Genomic DNA, 16235 nt, shown 5'->3' on the forward strand with positions numbered 1-16235 from the left:
CCAGCGGGAAGGCGTGTCACGCCATCCGTGCTGCCTCCTATCCGGACTAGCGACGGATACCCGTCGCATCACCGTCGGTCCCGGAATTCCACCGGATCGGCCCCACCACCGAGGTGGAGGGGTTCGCGGACTGTCACCGCCGGTTCGGATTCTCACCGACCCCGGAGCACGTTGTTGCTCTTCGAAGTCTAGTCAACGCATCGTTTCGAGGTTCATTCCCGAAACGCAGTGACACGCGACGGGGGCTCGTCCGCGCGTCTACTTGAGCAGCCGCGACAGGCGCCGGTCGGCGAGGAGCTTGCCGCCGGTCTGGCACGTGGCGCAGTACTCGAGCGAGTTGTCGGCGAAGAACACGCTGCGCACCTCGTCGCCGCAGACCGGGCATTCTTCGCCGCGTCGGCCGTGCACGCGCATGCCGCGTCGCTTCGCATCCTTCAGCTGGGCGGGCGGTTTGCCCCGAGCTTCGTGGATCGCCTCGGCCAGGGTCTCGGTCATCGCGGTGAAGAGGCGGTCGACCTCGTCGTCGGTGAGCGTCGCCGCCAGAGCATAAGGAGACATTCTCGCGGCGTGGAGGATCTCGTCGGAGTACGCGTTGCCGACGCCGGCGATGATCGACTGGTCGCGCAGCACGCCCTTGATCTGCGTGCGTCGCCCGGCGATCAGCGCGCCGAAGGCGGCGCGGTCGAAGCCCGCGCCGAGGGGGTCGGGGCCGAGCCGTGCGATGCCCGGAACCTCGTCGGGCGTGCGCACCGCGTACACGGCCAGTGACTTCTTGGTGCCGGCCTCGGTGAGATCGAACCCCGAGCCGTCGTCGAAGCCCACGCGCAGCGCGATCGGCGTCTTGCCGGGCTTGATGATCGTGGTCGGCAGCGCGTCGTACCACCGCAGCCATCCGGCTTTGGCGAGATGGAACACGAGATGGAGCCCGGCATCGGTCGTGACGTCGAGGAACTTGCCGTGACGATCGACGGCGGTGACCGTGAACCCCACCAGCGCGGTGAGCGGGGGGTCGTAGGTCTTCAGCGCGTTGATCGCCGACACGGTGGCTTTGTCGACGCGCAGCCCCGTGATGCGTCCGCGCAGGAACTCGACGAGCCCTTCGACCTCTGGCATCTCCGGCATGGGGCCATCGTGTCACGCACCCCCGACATCGCGGGCGGGTCTTGCGCGCGGGCAGCGCGCCGTGCGGCCGCCCGCCCCCCCCTGTCACCGGCGTCCGGTGACCGCCGCGTCGCTGCCGTCTCGCCGACGCGTGCGGGCGCGCACGACGACGAGTCCCGCGACCAGGCTCAGCACGCCGGCGCCGAGGGCGACGCCGTCGATCGACGTCCCGCTCTCGGCGAGCCGGCCCGGGGGAGGCGCCGCGGCCGGCGCGGCGGTCGGGTCGGGCGCGGGCACGGCGGTCGGTGTGGGAACGGACGTCGGCGTGGGCACGGACGTCGGCACGGGCGTGGGCGTCGGCGTCGGCGCGGGCGGCAGGACGGCGGCGACCGTCGCGACCGCGTCGGTCAAGCCGGCCCCCGAGAAGCGCGACGCGTCGAGCGTCGACGGCCACGGCGAGGCGAACGCGTCGGCGCGGGCACCGCCGACGAGGGCGTCGCGCAAGGCAGCCGGCGTCGTGCCGGGTGCCGCCTGCACAGCGAGAGCGGCGACGGCGGCGACCGTGGGAGCGGCGGCAGACGTGCCGAAGAAGAGGTTCTGCTCACCGTCCATCGGCAGACTCACGGGCAGGCCGTCTACTCCCGCGAGCGCGGGACCGGGCACCGTCGTCGCCGTCGGCACGCCGAACAGGGTGGTGGCCGGGCCGGCCGACGAATAGGTGCCGAGCGTGAGGTCGGAGGCGTTGACCGCGGCCACGGCCAACGTCGCGGGGTCGGCCTCGTGGCCGATCAGGCTCGCCCCGATGTCGTCGGTCTCGGTGGAGTGGAAATACTCCAGAGCGGCGACCGCGAGGAACCTCACGACGTTCGGCATCACGATGCTGACCGCCGGCGTCGACGCCTCGGGTGTCACCCGACGCACGATCGACACCTCCCATTCGGTCGGATCCGCCGATCCGAGGCCTGACAACGCCGAGGGAACGAGCGGCCGCTCCGGATCGGAGGCCCAGACGACCTTCAGCTCTCCGGTCGAGAGGTTCTTGACGCCCAACCCCAGGTGCGTCGTCACGGAACCCGCTTTCTGCGCCCAATGCAGGTTGGACAGGGTGGCGAAGCCCGGCAAGAGCGTCACCCCCAGACCCGGATCGCTCCCGGGGCCGGGGTCGACATCCATGCAGTCCACCGCGGTGATCTCCGGGGCCGAAGCGAGGGCGGACTGCTCGACATCGGCGGCGCAGGGCATCGGGCGGTACCGGCTCGAGGACCATCCCGAGACCGGGTAGCCCGCGCTGGGGTATCCCTCCGCGCCGGGACGGCCGAAGTTCCCCGCGGCGGAGACGTACAGGACGCCGGCGTCCACGGCTCGCTGGACGGCGTATCCCGCCGCGAGACGCTCGTACGCGAGGTCGTCGTCGGCGGCGAGGTCGTCGACGATGATGTCGGCGCCCGCGTCGCGGAGGGCGTCGATGGCCACGGCGAGGCCCGCGTTGTCGCTCGTGGGGGGAGCGGCGAACATCAGTTCGGCCCCCGGCGCGATGCCGTGGACGAGCTGGGCCATCGCCCGGCCCTCGTCGCTCGCGCTCGTGGAATTCTCGAGCACCACCCGCGTGGGCGTGGTCCATCCGCAGGGGTTGCCCGGCCCGGGAAGCCATCCCGCTGCGACGTCGGCGGCGACCACGTCCTCGCCGGCCGTGCCGAACGAGTCCGAGATGACGCCCACTCGCACGCCGCTGCCGTCGACCCCGAACGTGCTCCAGACGTCACTGGCACGCAGGATGTCGGCCGCGGGCGTCGGCACGGGGCGACAGTCGGTGCGGGCGGCCGCCTGAGCGGTGGTCGGGACGCTCAGGCCGACCAGCGCGATCAGTGCGATGAGAGCGGCGCGGCGCGAGGACGTCGGCGATGGCACGGGGACTCCTGTCGGGACGGCGTCCTGCCGTCGCGCCATCGTACCGTCGGCGTGCGGCTCGAACGGCCCGGCTCAGCCGCGGCGCAGCAGCCCGATCTTGTCGTACACGTCGGTGAGGGTCTTCTCGGCGACGGATGCCGCCCGCTCGGCGTTCGTGGCCAGCACGCGGTCGAGCTCGGCGGGGTCGGACAGCAGCTCGAGGGCGCGCTCGCGCACCGGCTCGAACTCGTTCACCACGACCTCGGCGAGCCCCTTCTTGAAGTCGCCGTAGCCGCGACCGGAGTACTCGTCTTCGATCGAGGTGATCTCGCGACCGGTGAGGGCCGAGTAGATCACGAGGAGGTTCGAGACGCCGGGCTTCTCGTCACGGTCGAAGCGCACGGCTCCCTCGGAGTCGGTGACCGCGCGCATGATCTTCTTGGCGCTCACCTTCGGCTCGTCGAGCATCCACAGCACGCCCGCGTCGGACTCGGCCGACTTCGACATCTTCGAGGTCGGGTTCTGCAGGTCGAAGATGCGGGCGGTTTCGCGCTGGATCATCGGCTTCGGCATGGTGAACGTCTGGCCGAAGCGCTGGTTGAAGCGCTCAGCCAGATCGCGGGTGAGCTCGATGTGCTGCTTCTGGTCGTCGCCGACGGGAACGACGTCGGTCTGGTACAGCAGGATGTCGGCGGCCATGAGCACCGGGTAGGTGAAGAGGCCGACGTTCGTGGCATCCGTGCCGTAGCGGGCCGACTTGTCCTTGAACTGCGTCATGCGCCCGGCCTCGCCGAAACCGGTGAGGGTCGACAGCACCCACTGCAGCTCGGCGTGGGCGGGGACGTGCGACTGCACGTAGAGAGTCGAGCGCGAGGGCTCGATGCCGGCGGCGATGTACTGGGCCGCGGTGCGGCGGGTCTTCTCGCGGCGCTCGGCGGGGTCGCCGGGCTGCGTGAGCGCGTGCAGGTCGACGACCGAGAAGAACGCGTCGTATTCGTCCTGCAGCTCGCGCCACTGCAGCAGCGCACCGATGTAGTTGCCGATCTGGAGGCTGTCGGCGGAGGGCTGCATTCCGGAATAGAGGCGCTGCTGAGTCACCCCTCGATCCTAGGCGTCGGTGCGGGGAGCACCGTTCTCGGGACGGCGTCGGCGGCGGTCGATGCCCCGAGCGCCACGCGACGACGACGCGACGGCATCCGGATGCCGGTGGGACCGGCGCCGGGCCTCAGGCGCCGAGCGTGTACTCGACGATCACCGGAGCGTGGTCGCTCCAGCGGGTGTCGTACGAGGCGGCGCGCTCCACGTGATAGCTCGTGACGCGCTCCGCGAGGGCCGGAGTGGCGACGTGGTAGTCGATGCGCCAGCCGCTGTCGGTGTCGAACGCCTTTCCGCGCATCGACCAGAACGTGTACGGGCCGTCGACCTCGCCGACGGCGCGTCGACCCACGTCGACCCAGCCGAGGCCCGCGCCGGTGGAACCGTCGACGCCCTCGACCTGCTCGCCGGCCGGTCCGAAGAACCGGTCGAAGTACGCGCGCTCACGCGGGAGGAAGCCGGCGTTCTTGCGGTTGCCGCGCCAGTTCTTGATGTCGAGCTCGCGATGGCCGACGTTGAGGTCACCCGTGACGAGAGCCAGCTCGCGCTCCGAAGCCAGATCGGCCAACCGCTGCTCCATGGCATCGAGGAACACCCACTTCGCGTCTTGCTTGGGGGTGTCGACCTCGCCGCTGTGCACGTACGCGCTGACGATGGTGACGGTTTCGCCGTCGATGTCGAAGTCGGTCTCGATCCAGCGGCCCGAGGCGTCGAGCGGCTCGGGCCCGAGGTGGGTGCGCGTCGCGATACCGGGCAGCCGACTGATGATCGCGACACCGGCGCGGCCCTTCTGCAGGGCCTCGTCGTTGACGATCTGCCAGCCGGGCAGCGCGTCGGCCAGCTGTTCGGCGGTCGCCCGCACCTCTTGAAGGGTGACGATGTCGGCGCCGGAGGCGTCGAGCCATTCGGTCATGCCCTTGCGGACGGCGGCACGGATGCCATTGACGTTGACGGAGACGATACGTACGGAACGAGCCACCCGTCGAGCCTAGCCGCGGGGTCCGACATCGCCGCGGGTATCGACGCCGCGCCGGAAGGCCGCCACCTCGCCGCTCTGCGTCAGTCGGGGATCAGCGACATGCGGCGGGGCGCGGGAACGTCCGCCTCGGCCCGGGCGAGGGTCTTCTCGGCCGCGGACAGCGCCCGCTTCGCGCGCCAGCGCCACGGCCACCGGGTGAGTGCCAGGGTCTTCTCGGCCTCGCGCACGCCCACCTGCGCCGCGATCACGAGGGCCGCCTGCTCCATGGCGCGACGGTCCTCGGGCGAGCGCAACGGAACGTCGCGGTCGCCCGCCGCCACCGCGATCCACGCCGCCGAGACCAGGATGACGATCCCGATGAGGCGGAACCACAGAAGGAAGCCGATCAGGACCGCGAACGTGCCGAGCAGCGGGTTCGTGGGGGAGTACACGACGAGGAATCCCGCACCGACCTGCAGCAGCACCATGCCGGTCGCCCCGACCAGGGCTCCGGGCCAGGCGCGGCGCCACGTGAGGGTCGTGCCGGTGAGGAACCGGAACAGCGCGGCGAGGGCGACGGTGTTCACGGCGAACGCGACGAGCAGCGAGACGACCCGCGCGCCGACGGACCATCCGAGTGTCTCCCGGTCCCACCCGATGAACCCGAACACCAGGTCGACGGCACCGGTCGTGACTGAGCCGAGCAGGGCGCCCACGAGCAGCGCGAGCCCGAAGAGGATCGAGGCGACGAAGTCGCGGGCCTTGAGCAGCACGTAGTTGCGCATGTCGAAGGGAAGGCCGAACGTGTCGCGCACCGCGCGGCGCGTGAACGTGACGAAGCCGATGGCCGTCCAGACGACGACGACCACGGCGACGATGCCGGTGATCGTGAGAAGCCGTCCGCTCTCCTGGGCGACGGATTCGACCTGCTCGCGATCGACGAGGCCGTTCTTGCTGATGATGCCGGGGATGTAGCTGTTGATGATCCCGATGAGCCCGTCGATGGCGCTCTTGCTGCCGCCGAGCCAGATGCCCACCCCGGCGAAGGCGAGGTACAGCGCCGAGAAGACGGCGAAGATCCCCTGGTAGCTCATACCCGCGGCGAGCAGGAAGCCGTTGTGCTGCAGGAAGTGCCGCCACACCCGGATCGGGAACCAGCGCGCGATTCGGGCGGCACGGGCGATGGGCTGATCGAGGCGGCTGCGCACGGCGCTCTGCGCGGCCTCGAGCCGATCGCGCAGCGACGTGTCATCCTCACGGACCGCGGGCAGCGGCCGCGGATCGGAGTGGGTCTCGGTCACCCGTCGAGCCTAATGAATGGATGCCGTGGCCTCGCCGCGCGCGGCGACGCACACCCACGACGGCCGCCTCCGACGACGCCCGGCCGCGTAACGGCCCGGGGGACGAACGCCGAACGGCGGGGCGCCGAAGCGCACCCGCCGTTCGAGGGGGAGGGGTCAGCGACCGCCGCGGAGGACGGCCTGCTTGACCTCAGCGATGGCCTTGGTGACCTCGATGCCGCGGGGGCACGCCTCGGTGCAGTTGAAGGTGGTGCGGCAACGCCACACGCCCTCTTTGTCGTTCAGGATGTCGAGACGCACGTCGCCGGCGTCGTCGCGCGAGTCGAAGATGAAGCGGTGCGCGTTGACGATCGCGGCGGGGCCGAAGTACTGCCCGTCGGTCCAGAACACGGGGCACGACGAGGTGCACGCGGCGCACAGGATGCATTTGGTGGTGTCGTCGAAGACCTCGCGGTCGACGATCGACTGCACGCGCTCCTTGCCGGCCTCGGGCTTCGAGCTCGAGATGAGGAAGGGCTGCACCTCGCGGTAGGAGGCGAAGAACGGCTCCATGTCGACGATGAGGTCCTTCTCGAGGGGCAGGCCCTTGATCGCCTCGACGTAGATGGGCTGCGAGATGTCGAGATCCTTGATCAGCGTCTTGCAGGCCAGGCGGTTGCGGCCGTTGATGCGCATGGCATCCGATCCGCAGATGCCGTGCGCGCACGAGCGGCGGAACGACAGCGAGCCGTCGGTCTCCCACTTGATCTTGTGCAGCGCGTCGAGCACGCGGTCGGTGGAGTAGAGCTCCACGTCGTAGTCGACCCAACGCGGCTCGTCGTCGACCTCGGGGTCGAAGCGACGGATGTTGAAGGTGACGAGGAACGACTGGATCCCGGTGTCCTCCGGGGTCTGCTCGACCTTGTCGGAGGTGTCGACGCTCTCGATGACGGTGGATGCCATCTCAGTACTTCCTCTCAAGCGGCGGGTAACGCAACTCGCCCGCCTCGTTCTTGGTGAACACCACGGGCTTCCAGCCCAGCTCGATGTGATCGGCCGGGTGCGACGAGTGGGGGTCGCCCGACAGGTACGCCATGGTGTGCTGCATGTACTTCTCGTCGTCGCGCGTGGGGAAGTCGTCGCGCATGTGACCGCCACGGCTCTCTTCGCGGTTCTGAGCCGAGTAGACGACGACCTCGGCGAGGTCGAGCAGGAAGCCCAGCTCGACCGCTTCGAGCAGGTCGGTGTTGAAGCGCTTGCCCTTGTCGTCGACGTGGATGTTCTTGTAGCGCTCGCGCAGGTCGGCGATCACGTCGAGCACCTTCGAGAGCGAGTCGTGGGTTCGGAACACCTGCGCGCCCTTGTCCATCTCGTCCTGCAGCGTCTTGCGCAGGACGGCGATGCGCTCGGTGCCGCTGTTGTTGCGAAGGCCCTCGATGAGTCCGCGCACCTCGGCGGCGGGGTCTTCGGGAAGGGGCACGAAGTCGGCCGTCTTGACGTACTCGACCGCGTTGCGTCCGGCGCGCTTGCCGAACACGTTGATGTCGAGCAGCGAGTTGGTGCCGAGGCGGTTCGAGCCGTGCACCGAGACGCAGGCGCACTCACCGGCGGCGTAGAGGCCGGGCACGACGGTGTCGTTGTCGGCGAGCACCTCGGCCTTGATGTTGGTCGGGATGCCGCCCATCGCGTAGTGCGCGGTCGGCATGACGGGGACCGGCTCGACGACCGGGTCGACGCCCAGGTACGTGCGGGCGAACTCGGTGATGTCGGGGAGCTTGGTCTCGAGCACCTCGGCACCCAGGTGGGTGCAGTCCAGCAGCACGTAGTCGCGGTGAGGACCGGCGCCGCGGCCCTCCGAGACCTCCTGCACCATGCAGCGCGCGACGATGTCGCGGGGCGCGAGGTCCTTGATGGTCGGGGCGTAGCGCTCCATGAAGCGCTCACCGCTGGCGTTGCGCAGGATCGCTCCCTCGCCGCGGGCGCCCTCGGTGAGCAGGATGCCGAGACCGGCGAGGCCGGTCGGGTGGAACTGGAAGAACTCCATGTCCTCGAGAGGCAGGCCCTTGCGCCAGACGATGCCGACGCCGTCACCGGTGAGGGTGTGCGCGTTGGACGTGGTCTTGAAGATCTTGCCGAAACCGCCGGTGGCGAAGACGACGGCCTTGGACTGGAAGACGTGCAGCTCGCCGGTGGCCAGGTCGTAGGCGACGACGCCGGCGACCTGGGTCGCGCCCGCCGCGTCCTTGACCGTGATCAGGTCGAGCACGTAGAACTCGTTGAAGAAGTTGATGCCGAGCTTGACGCAGTTCTGGAACAGCGTCTGAAGGATCATGTGGCCGGTGCGGTCGGCGGCGTAGCAGGCGCGGCGCACGGGCGTCTTGCCGTGGTCGGCGGTGTGACCGCCGAAGCGCCGCTGGTCGATCTTGCCCTCGGGCGTGCGGTTGAACGGCAGGCCCATGTTCTCGAGGTCGATGACGGCGTCGATGGCCTCTTTGGCGAGGATCTCGGCGGCATCCTGGTCGACCAGGTAGTCGCCGCCCTTGATGGTGTCGAAGGTGTGCCACTCCCAGGAGTCCTCTTCGACGTTCGCCAGCGCCGCGGCCATGCCGCCCTGCGCCGCGCCCGTGTGGGAGCGGGTGGGGTAGAGCTTCGAGATGACCGCGGTCTTCGCACCGGGGCCGGCCTCGATCGCCGCGCGCATGCCTGCGCCGCCGGCGCCGACGATGATGACGTCGAACTGGTGGTAGTGGACACCGTCTTTGACGGTGGAGTCCGCGGTGGTCTGAGTGCTCACGTGTGCAATACCTCTGCTGTCGGTCGAAAGAAGGGATGCCGTCGGCTCACGCCGCCTGGCACACGTCCCACAGGGAGCTGCTCTCGGTCACGCCGAGGCAGGGGTCGAAGGTGAAGACCACGAGCGTGCCGAGAACGATCAGGAAGCCCGCCGACAGCCACAGCGACCACACGAGGATCTTGCGGACCGTGGCGTGCGTGACGTAGTCGTTGACGATCGTGCGCATGCCGTTGGCGCCGTGGATGAGGGCCAGCCACAGCATCAGGACGTCCCACCACTGCCAGAACGGCGAGGCGAGCTTGCCCGCGACGAACGCGAAGTCGATCTGGTGGATGCCGTCGCCCGTCATGAGGTTGACGAACAGGTGGCCGAAGATCAGGACGATCAGCAGCACGCCCGAGGCGCGCATGTAGAGCCAGCCCCACTTCTCGAGGTTGGCGCCCTTCTTGCGCACACTGGGGGTGCGCGGAGCGGGGATCGTGGCGGCTTCTTGGGCGACGGACATCAGTGGCTCCCGGTGACGGCGCTGAAGACGTTGATCAGGTGGCGCGGCGTGAAGCCGAGCATCGTGACGACCCAGAGGCCGAGCACGCCCCACCACAGCTGACGCTGGTGGCGCGTGGCCCAGGGCCAGAAGTCGACCAGGATGATGCGCAGGCCGTTGAAGGCGTGGTAGGCGATCGCACCGACGAGGGCGACCTCGCCGAGACCCATGATGGGGTTCTTGTACGTGCCGATCACCGCGTCGTACGCCTCGGGGGACACGCGGATGAGCGCCGTGTCGAGGATGTGCACGAGCAGGAAGAAGAAGATCGCCACACCGGTGATGCGGTGCAGAACCCACGACCACATGCCTTCGCGGCCGCGGTACAGCGTTCCGCGCGGCCTCTTCGAGGTGGTCGCTTTCACTGACGGCGTGGCACGTGCTGGTGCTGACACGGTCGTCCTCCCTGATCGAACACGAGGTGAGGCCGACACAGGCCTCGAGCGTCACACGGGCGCCATTGAATACTACGTCCGGGCTATGAACGGCGGGGATTAGGGGCGCCTAACACTCTCTCGATGTCGAGATATCTCCGGTGCTGCGCCGCGCGCCCGGGCGAGACGCGCCCCCACCTCACCCGGGTGGCGCTGTGCACCGCTTCTCGGGAGCCCGGGCCCGCGACCGCTAGGGTCGGGGCCATGGCTGACCCCGCTATCGAAGACTTCTACGCCGTGATCCCCGCCGGAGGCATCGGCAGTCGCCTCTGGCCGCTCTCGCGCGCCGACGCACCCAAGTTCCTGCACGACCTCACCGGGTCGGGGCAGACGCTGCTGCGCGACACGTGGGACCGGCTCGCGCCGCTCGCCGGCGAGGACCGCATCGCCGTCGTGACGGGCCGCGCCCACCGCGCCGCCGTCGAGCGGGAGCTCCCGGGCGTGCCCGACCACAACGTGTTCCTCGAGTCGGAGCCCCGCGACTCGTCGGCCGCCATCGGCCTCGCCGCCGCGATCCTCGTGCGCCGCGAACCCGACGTCATCATCGGATCGTTCGCCGCCGACCACGTCATCCGCCAGACCCGGCAGTTCGAGTTCGCCGTGCGCCAGGCCGTCGCCGTCGCGCGCGAGGGGTACATCTGCACCATCGGCATCCAGCCCAGCGAGGCCTCGGTGGGCTTCGGTTACATCAAGCAGGCCGGTGAGCTCATCGTCGACGGCGCCCCCGAGGCCTACATGGTGGAACGCTTCGTCGAGAAGCCCGACCTCGACACGGCGAAGCAGTACTTCGAAGACCGCGCGTACCTCTGGAACGCCGGCATGTTCATCACCCGCGCCGACGTGCTGCTGGCGGAGCTCGCCGTCAACGAGCCCGAACTGCACGCGTCGTTGATCGAACTCGCCGACGCCTGGGACGACCGCGATCGCCGGGGTCCCGCGGTCGACCGCCTGTGGCCGAGCCTGAAGAAGATCGCCATCGACTACTCGGTCGCCGAGCCGGCCGCCGAGAAGGGGCGCCTCGCCGTGATCCCCGGCCACTTCGACTGGGACGACGTGGGCGACTTCGCCAGCCTGTCCAAGCTCAACTCGCACGGTGGCCGCAACGAGCTCGCCATCCTCGGTGAGGACGCCCGCGTGCTCTCCGACGCCTCGAGCGGCATCGTCGTCTCGCAGACCAAGCGCGTGATCAGCCTCATCGGCGTACGCGACATCGTCGTCGTCGACACCCCCGACGCCCTCCTGGTCACCACCAGCGAGAACGCGCAGCGGGTCAAGGGCGTCGTCGACGCCCTCAAGCTCACGGGCCGCGGCGACGTGCTCTGAGGGGCCGACTCGATGGGCGCTACCAGCACCGAATCGTGTTCTTCGTCGACGGCGAACGGAAGAGTTCGGCGCCGTCGCTGCTTGCGCGACGCGAGCGCCGTTTGAGGATTCGCACCATCGGGCTTTCGACAGGCACGGCTACTGCCATTTCGCTAAATTCGCCCCGCCAACCGGCGGGGCGAATTCAGCGAGATCGGACTTTACGCGACACTCCTGGTGTAGAAGGCCCAACCGGCGCCGCCTCCGATGTTGTAGCACGCCTTCGCAACTCGAACGTACGAGTTGTTGTAAGCCGGGCTCGAAGATGCCGCGACACAGGCGCTCTTCGTGGAGTAACCGCCGTGTTGTGTCAGACTCCCCGCCGCTTGCGCAGCTGACGGGGCTCCTAGAGCCGCGACGCAAATAAGTGCCGCGGCGATGGTTCCAGTGACGGTTTTGCGCATAATTGCCCCCCCGGGCTTATGTCTGTTAGCTGTCGACGGGCGTCGACAGCCAGAACGTAGCACGTCGGCCGCGGCGCCCGTGATGCCCCGACCGACCGACCGGGGGGGGTGAATGGCTGACCGTGACATGCCGCTTCGCCCCGTAATCCCCTTTGAGGCCCGAGACCGCGCACGGCTAGACGGCGATACTCGGTGCCATGAAATCGAGCGGTCGGTGTCAGAGCCTCTGGATATGGCAACGAGATGACGTGAGATTGCGTCTTTGTAACCATTGACTCGCACGGCGGCTCACGGGGCGTGGGCACGACGACACAGTAGGTAACGTGACGGGATCGTCCCCCGAACCCGTTGGGGGCATCCGTCTTGGAGGACCATTCGTGAAGACCACGAAGAAGGCCGTCGTCAGCGGCCTCGCCATGATCGGCGCTGCCGTGCTGCTCGCCGGTTGCGGCGCAGCGCCCGAGAGCAACGGCGCGTCGGCCGCTGCCGGGGGAGACCTCGTCGAGGGCTTCACCCCTTGCATCATCTCGGATGACGGTGGGTGGAACGACCGCTCGTTCAACCAGTCCGCCAAGGAGGGCATCGACAAGGCTGCGGAAGAGCTCGGAGTCAAGGCGATCGACGTCGAGTCCAGCTCGGCCAACGACTATGCGCCGAACCTCGAGAATCTCGTCGCCGAGGGTTGCACGTTCATCGTCGCGGTGGGCTTCAAGCTCAGCGCCGACACAGTGGCGTCGGCCACCGCCAACCCCAACCTGCAGTACGCGATCATCGACGACCGCGCCGACACTGACAACGACGGCAAGACCGACGCACCGAACATCAAGCCTCTGTTGTTCGACACCGTCCAGGCCGCGTACCTCGGTGGCTACGCCGCCGCCGCGTACTCCGCCGAGAACGGCGTGAACAAGGTCGGCACCGTAGGTGGCATCCCGATCCCGCCCGTCACCATCTTCATGGACGGTTTCGTCGACGGTGTAAAGAAGTACAACGAGGACAAGAGCGGTAACGTCCAGACCTTCGGCTGGGACGTCGCCGCGCAGAACGGCTCATTCACCGGTGCATTCGCCGCCAACGACGCGGCCAAGCAGGCCGCCCAGGGTCTGCTCGACCAGGGCGTCGACGTGCTTCTGCCCGTCGGTGGCCCCATCTACAGCAGCGCCGCCGACGCGATCCGCGACAGCGGTTCGAAGAGCGTCATGCTCGGTGTCGACTCCGACCTGGCCAAGGCTGACGACAAGGTCGCCGACCTCGTGCTGACCTCGATCATGAAGCGCATCGACACCGCCGTGCACGACGCGGTCACCCAGGCCGCTCAAGGCGATTTCGACGTCACCCCGTACGTCGGCACTCTTGAGAACGATGGCGTCGGCCTGGCCGACTTCGGCTCCTCGTTCACGCTGCCCGCCGGCCTGACCGACGAGATCTCGGCCCTCCGCGAGCAGATCGTCTCGGGTTCGCTGAAGGTCACCTCGCCCAGCTCGCCGTAAGGCTCCACTCCTCGCCGGAGGCCGGCCGACCACGTGTGCGGTCGGCCCCGCGCGGAGCATCGTGAGTCTGCACCGCGGCCGGTTGGACGTCGAGCTCGATTGGTTCCGCGGTTAGGCTGATACGTCTTTGCCGCGGTCGGTCGGACTCCGAGTCCGACCGACCGCGGCTTCTTTCCGTCTTCTCACCTCTCGAATAGGGTGCACAGCATGAAGCTCGAGCTCCGCGGCATTACCAAGCGGTTCGGGTCCCTGGTTGCGAACGATCACATCGATCTGGTCGTGCAGCCGGGCGAGATCCACGCTCTCCTCGGAGAGAACGGTGCCGGTAAGTCCACCCTCATGAACGTCCTCTACGGCCTTTACCAGGCCGAGGAGGGCGAGATTCTGCTGGACGACGTCGTCCAACGCTTCCGCGGTCCGGGCGATGCCATGGCCGCGGGAATCGGCATGGTCCACCAACACTTCATGCTCATCCCCGTCTTCACCGTGGCCGAGAACGTCATGCTCGGCCACGAGAACACCAAGGCCCTCGGCGCGCTCGATTTGAACGCCGCGCGCACGCACGTGCGCGACGTCGCGCAGCGCTTCGGCTTCGAGGTCGACCCCGACGCCCTCGTCGGAGACCTGCCCGTCGGCGTGCAGCAGCGCGTCGAGATCATCAAGGCCCTCTCGCGCGATGCGAAGGTGCTCGTGTTCGACGAGCCCACCGCCGTTCTCACCCCCCAAGAGACCGACGAACTCATGGCCATCATGCGCCAGCTGCGCGACGAGGGGACCTCGATCGTCTTCATCACCCACAAACTTCGCGAGGTGCGAGAGGTGGCCGACCGCATCAGCGTCGTGCGCCTGGGCAAGATCGTCGGCGAGGCCGAGCCCACGGCGAGCAATGGCGAACTCGCCTCGCTCATGGTCGGACGCGCGGTGGAACTGACCGTCGTCAAGGATGCGCCGAAGGTGGCGGCGTCCGGGGGGCTGACGGTGCGCAACCTCCGTGTCGTCACGCCCGAAGGCACCGTCGTCGTCGACGACGTCGACCTCGAGGTGCGCCCGGGCGAGATTCTCGCGGTCGCCGGCGTACAGGGCAACGGTCAGACCGAGCTCGTCGAGGCCATCGTCGGCCTCGCCGAGGGCGTGACCGGCTCGGTCGACCTGGACGGCACAGACCTCGTCGGCAAGAGCGTGCGTGCCATCCTCGACGCGGGCGTGGGCTTCGTGCCCGAGGACCGCAAACAAGACGGCCTGGTCAGCGCTTTCTCCGTCGCCGAGAACCTCATCCTCGACCGTTCCTCCGATGCCGCGTTCATCGCGGGGGGAACCATCAAGCGCACCGCTCTCGGCACGTTCGCGCGTGACCGCATCGCGGAATACGACATCCGCACGCAGTCGGCATCCACCCCGGTCGGTACACTCTCGGGCGGCAACCAGCAGAAGGTGGTCATCGCACGAGAGATGAGCCGTCCGCTCAAGCTTTTTGTCGCCGCCCAGCCCACGCGGGGTGTCGACGTGGGTTCGATCGAATTCATCCACAAGCAGATCGTCGCCGCGCGCGATGCGGGCGTGCCCGTGCTCGTCGTGTCGACGGAACTCGACGAGATCGCCGCCCTCGGTGACCGCATCGCGGTGATGTACCGCGGCGGCATCGTCGGCATCGTGCCGGGGGACACCCCGCGCGAAATCCTCGGGCTCATGATGGCGGGCGAGCAGCCCGCGGAGGAGACAGCGTGAGCGGCCACATTCCGAGCTCCGGCGCGAGCGGCGACCCCGGTCTGCCGCCCGAGCAGTTGCCCACCGCGTCGGGGCCGTTGACCGGTCACGCCCCGGCCGAAACCCCGGCTCCGCCGCGCACGAACCTGTTCCTAACCGAGCTGATGCGCTCATCGTGGATCACCACCCTGCTCGCCGTCGTCGCCGCGATGGTCGTGGGCGGAATATTGATGGCCGCCACGAACGACCAGGTGCGCGAGACGTCCGGGTATTTCTTCGCCCGTCCGGGCGACATGCTCGCCGCGATCTGGAACTCGGTCTACGGCGGGTATGAGGCGCTCTTCCGCGGGGCGATTTTTAACGCCCGCGGCGCCGACTTCGGTGCGCAGATCCGCCCGCTGACCAACACTCTGGGTTTCGCAGCTCCCCTCATCGCGGCCGGACTCGGCGTCGCCCTGGCGTTCCGCGTAGGGCTGTTCAACATCGGTGGTCGTGGTCAGATCCTCATCGCCTGCGCCTTCGCGGGGCTCGTCACCTTCAACCTCGACCTGCCGATGATCGTGCAGCTGCCGCTGACCCTCGTCGTGGGCATCGCCGGCGGCGCGCTCTGGGGCGGCATCGTGGGCTTGTTGAAAGCACGCACCGGCGCGCACGAAGTGATCCTCACGATCATGCTGAACTACGTCGCTTACTACCTCGTCACGTGGATGGTGCGCACCCCAGGCCTGCTGCAGCGCGCGGCAGGCGACCAGCCCATCTCGGCAGCGACCCCGGCCAACGCCCAGTTCCCCGAGCTTCTCGGACCCCAGTTTCCGCTGCTTGACCTCGGCTTCATCTTCGTCGTGATCGCCACCGTCTTCGTGTGGTGGCTCATGGAGCGCTCGAGCCTCGGCTTCCGCCTGCGCGCGGTGGGCGAGAACCCGCACGCCGCGCGGGCGGCCGGCATCTCGGTGCCCCGTATGTACATCTACGCGATGCTGTTCGCGGGAGGCCTGGCGGGCTTGGCCGGCATGAATCAGATCCAGGGTTCGGTGACCACGGGCTTCGACGGCCTCATCGACTCCGGCATCGGCTTCGACGCCATCACGGTGGCCCTTCTCGGCCGCAGCCGACCGTGGGGCGTTTTCGCCGCCGGCATCCTCTTCGGCGCGCTCAAGTCGGGCTCGTTCACCATGCAGGCGT

General features: G+C 68.6%; 13 protein-coding genes and 1 riboswitch. Of the genes, 4 read left to right on the plus strand and 9 right to left on the minus strand.

Going from position 1 to position 16235, the window contains the following annotated elements:
* Window positions 1-24: 24 nt before the first annotated feature.
* A riboswitch (FMN riboswitch) is annotated at window positions 25-173 on the minus strand.
* 85 nt (window positions 174-258) lie between these two features.
* From IFR11_RS08695 to sdhC, 9 genes are all read right to left on the minus strand, one after another.
* A complete protein-coding gene (locus tag IFR11_RS08695; RefSeq protein WP_191915882.1) occupies window positions 259-1122 on the minus strand; it encodes an Fpg/Nei family DNA glycosylase in 864 nt (287 codons plus the stop codon).
* Window positions 1123-1206: 84 nt separating this feature from the next.
* Window positions 1207-3009, minus strand: coding sequence for a S8 family serine peptidase (locus tag IFR11_RS08700; RefSeq protein WP_191915883.1), 1803 nt, complete (start codon window positions 3007-3009; stop codon window positions 1207-1209).
* A gap of 72 nt (window positions 3010-3081) precedes the next feature.
* Window positions 3082-4086, minus strand: a complete 1005-nt coding sequence (gene trpS / locus IFR11_RS08705) for a tryptophan--tRNA ligase (protein ID WP_082516487.1) — start codon at window positions 4084-4086, stop codon at window positions 3082-3084.
* A gap of 127 nt (window positions 4087-4213) precedes the next feature.
* Window positions 4214-5062, minus strand: a complete 849-nt coding sequence (locus tag IFR11_RS08710) for an exodeoxyribonuclease III (protein ID WP_191915884.1) — start codon at window positions 5060-5062, stop codon at window positions 4214-4216.
* 80 nt (window positions 5063-5142) lie between these two features.
* Window positions 5143-6342, minus strand: a complete 1200-nt coding sequence (locus tag IFR11_RS08715; RefSeq protein ID WP_082509291.1) for a YihY/virulence factor BrkB family protein — start codon at window positions 6340-6342, stop codon at window positions 5143-5145.
* 156 nt (window positions 6343-6498) lie between these two features.
* The gene (locus tag IFR11_RS08720) at window positions 6499-7284 is read right to left on the minus strand and encodes a succinate dehydrogenase iron-sulfur subunit (protein WP_055834355.1); all 786 of its coding nucleotides are present in this window, start codon (window positions 7282-7284) and stop codon (window positions 6499-6501) included.
* Window position 7285: 1 nt separating this feature from the next.
* Complete coding sequence (gene sdhA, locus IFR11_RS08725; protein WP_055834358.1) at window positions 7286-9115, minus strand: succinate dehydrogenase flavoprotein subunit; 1830 nt, start codon at window positions 9113-9115, stop codon at window positions 7286-7288.
* A gap of 46 nt (window positions 9116-9161) precedes the next feature.
* Window positions 9162-9620: a succinate dehydrogenase hydrophobic membrane anchor subunit gene (locus tag IFR11_RS08730; protein ID WP_055834361.1), complete on the minus strand. Its 459-nt coding sequence runs from the start codon at window positions 9618-9620 to the stop codon at window positions 9162-9164.
* Window positions 9620-10054 (minus strand): succinate dehydrogenase, cytochrome b556 subunit, encoded by a 435-nt coding sequence (gene sdhC, locus IFR11_RS08735; RefSeq protein WP_082509292.1) that lies wholly within the window; start codon window positions 10052-10054, stop codon window positions 9620-9622. The genes IFR11_RS08730 and sdhC overlap by 1 nt, the downstream gene beginning before the upstream one ends.
* A 243-nt stretch (window positions 10055-10297) precedes the next feature.
* Between sdhC and IFR11_RS08740 the strand changes: the two genes are divergently transcribed.
* From IFR11_RS08740 to IFR11_RS08755, 4 genes are all read left to right on the plus strand, one after another.
* The gene (locus tag IFR11_RS08740) at window positions 10298-11416 is read left to right on the plus strand and encodes a mannose-1-phosphate guanylyltransferase (RefSeq protein ID WP_055834364.1); all 1119 of its coding nucleotides are present in this window, start codon (window positions 10298-10300) and stop codon (window positions 11414-11416) included.
* Between the two features lie 859 nt (window positions 11417-12275).
* On the plus strand, window positions 12276-13349 hold the full coding sequence (locus tag IFR11_RS08745) for a BMP family lipoprotein (protein WP_191915898.1): 1074 nt from the start codon (window positions 12276-12278) through the stop codon (window positions 13347-13349).
* A gap of 207 nt (window positions 13350-13556) precedes the next feature.
* Window positions 13557-15074, plus strand: coding sequence for an ABC transporter ATP-binding protein (locus IFR11_RS08750; protein ID WP_191915885.1), 1518 nt, complete (start codon window positions 13557-13559; stop codon window positions 15072-15074).
* Window positions 15071-16235 (plus strand): ABC transporter permease (locus IFR11_RS08755; protein WP_191915886.1); only part of this gene is annotated, 1165 nt, incomplete at its 3' end. The genes IFR11_RS08750 and IFR11_RS08755, both read left to right, overlap by 4 nt.

Source organism: Microbacterium sp. CFBP 8801 (assembly GCF_014839455.1).
Taxonomy (GTDB): Bacteria; Actinomycetota; Actinomycetes; order Actinomycetales; family Microbacteriaceae; genus Microbacterium.